Here is a 2,397-nt window from a genome sequence, read left to right as displayed (position 1 = left end):
CACCGAAGTGGTGGGTCCACTTGGTGGGGGTGAACACCAGGAACAGCAGTGAGCCGGCGATCACGCCGATGAGCCGGCGGGACGGTCCGGCGGCGGCCCCGGGGATCCTGCCGCGGCGCAGCATCACGGCCGTGACGAGCGCGAGGCACATCAGCATGAGCAGGACGGGGAAGCGCCGGGCCACACCACCGTCGGCGGACACCCCGAACAACGCCTCCCAGCGGTCCTTCTCCCCGTACCAGGGAAGGCTCGGGCCGAGCTCGGTGCGGATGCGGGTGGCCTCGAGGACGGCGGCGAGGGTCTGGTCGGCGAACACCGTGTAGAGCAGGGCCAGTCCCACCGCGAGGACCGGACCGAGGATGGGGGCCCAGCCGACCACCAGGGCGCGGCGGCGGACCATGCGGACGAACTCGCGTGCGCCCGCGGCCAGGGCGGCCACACACATGAGCCCGGTCGGCCCGGCCCCGAGGGAGAACGCGGCCACCCCGATCGCGGCGACGCCCGGGACGAGCCTGCGCGTGGCGATGGACCGCTCCACGAGCGACCAGGTGAGCAGCGCGCCCAGCGCGATCACGGGCTCGGGCCGCAGTCCGTTGTTGAACGCCATCCAGAAGGCCAGGAAGAGCGCGGCGCCCGTCCAGCGCGGCCGGTGCCAGGTGCGGGCGAGCCGGCCCAGGCGCGGGACCACCTCCCGGCTGATGATCAGCCACGCCAGGATGCCGCACGCCAGGGTGGGCAGGCGCATCCACGGGCTCGCGGTGGACACCTCGGCGAACAACCGCAGGATCTCGTAGTACCAGCCCACGGGCGACTCGGGGGATCCGAGCCAGCGGTAGTAGTTGGCCATGTACCCGCTGGGTCCGGCCGACCGGGCCATGGTGAGGAGGTAGCCGTCGTCGGAGGTGTTGGCGCCGACGAGGTGCCAGAACCCCAGGACGCCCACCACCACGCCGTCCACCGCCGACAACCGGGTCCACGAGCGGGGGACGAACCGGCGGTCGGACCGTCCGTCGATCCCGTCGAGGCGGTGCAGGAACACCACCGAGGCGAGGGTGGCCAGGACCCCGAGCACCATCAACGCCAGCTTGAGCGCCGTGGGGCTGGAGGAGTAGCGGGAGTCGACGGTGATCTCCACCGTCGACTCGCCCAGCCCGTCGGGCGCGGAGGTGGGCGTGAGGTCCGTGAACACCCCTGTCACCTGCGGTCGCATGGTTCCCGGGACGGCCGCGCTGACCGGGTCCTGCCCGTTCTCGTCGTCGTCCCCGCCCCGGTCCCCGTCCTCGGACAGGCCGGTGAGCTCGGCCACCAGCACCCCGACCTCGGCCCTGACCCGCAGCGACTCGCAGGCCGGGTCCCGGAGGGTGGACAGGGGGACCGAGAGCAGGGTGGTGTTGCGGACCGCCACCTCGATGGCGGGGTCCCCCGCGGCGTCGGCGGAGCGTTGCACCACGAGGCCGTCGGAGATCCGACCGGGTGCGCCCTCGGGCAGGGTCGAGAACACGATCGTGTCGTCGGGAACCTGCGACAACGGGCCACACGGTGCGGTGATGGTCAGGTCGAGCGGTCTCCCGGAGACCAGCGGCGCGGTGACGGAGGCGTAGTCGGGTCCGGCGGTCCAGCGCACCTCGGTGGTGTCCTGGTGGACCGGGAGGAACCCGGACAGGATCGCCAGGAACGCGCCGAGGAAGCCGGTGATCACGGCCAGCCGTCGGTCGCGGTCCATCCCCGGGTAGGGGTGCCGCCCGAGGGGGCGCCGGTCGCTCGCCGTCACAGTGGGGTCACCTCATCGCACCACGATCACGGCGAACGGTCCGACGTCGTGGACCTCGAAGTGGGGGCCCTCCACGGCCTCGGCGGGGATGGTGACGCCGAACCGGCGCACGTTGGGGTCGTTGGGATAGGTGTCCTCGGCCAGGCGCAGCGCGTACCCGGAACCCGAGGGGCGGGCGACCACGGCATCCGGGCGCCGCCACGGCGTGTCGTTCATCATGGCGTACAGCTCGTCGCCGCTGGTGGCGTCCTCCCAGCCGAGCATCACCTCGTTGCGCTCGTCGTACCGACCGAGCGGGTTGGCGTAGTGGGAGGTGACGGCCTGGTAGGCCAGGTACGGGTGGTAGGCCAGGAAGGCGTCGGCGGTGCTGACGACGACGAGGTCGGTCTTCTCGCGGCCCGGGAACGCCTCGAGGATGACCCTGTCGACCTCGGCGTAGTGGGACTCGGGCCCGGGCGGGAAGCGGTCGGCGCGCTCGCCGTCGCCGTCGGTGTCCGTATAGGCCAGTCGGATCTCCTCGTGCAGGTGATCGGGGATCCCCTGCGCGTGGGCGAGTGCGGCGAGGGTGGCCACGACGCCCACGACGGCGGTGGCCCGGCGACGCCGGTCGGCGGCCTCGGCGGCGG

At 72.8% G+C, this 2,397-nt stretch carries 2 protein-coding genes; both read right to left on the bottom strand.

All coding sequences use genetic code 11. The features are described 5' to 3' along the window. On the bottom strand, positions 1-1,771 hold a 1,771-nt coding region (locus tag G6017_RS11815; RefSeq protein ID WP_347237994.1), incomplete at its 3' end, for an arabinosyltransferase domain-containing protein. A gap of 12 nt (positions 1,772-1,783) precedes the next feature. Further along, on the bottom strand, positions 1,784-2,397 hold a 614-nt coding region (locus G6017_RS11810), incomplete at its 5' end, for an arabinofuranosyltransferase (RefSeq protein ID WP_182617506.1).

It is taken from the genome of Dietzia sp. B44, assembly GCF_014145245.1.
Lineage (GTDB): Bacteria > Actinomycetota > Actinomycetes > Mycobacteriales > Mycobacteriaceae > Dietzia > Dietzia natronolimnaea.
The sequence above is the reverse complement of the archived record's forward strand: the minus strand, read 5'-3'. Positions and strand labels throughout refer to the sequence as shown.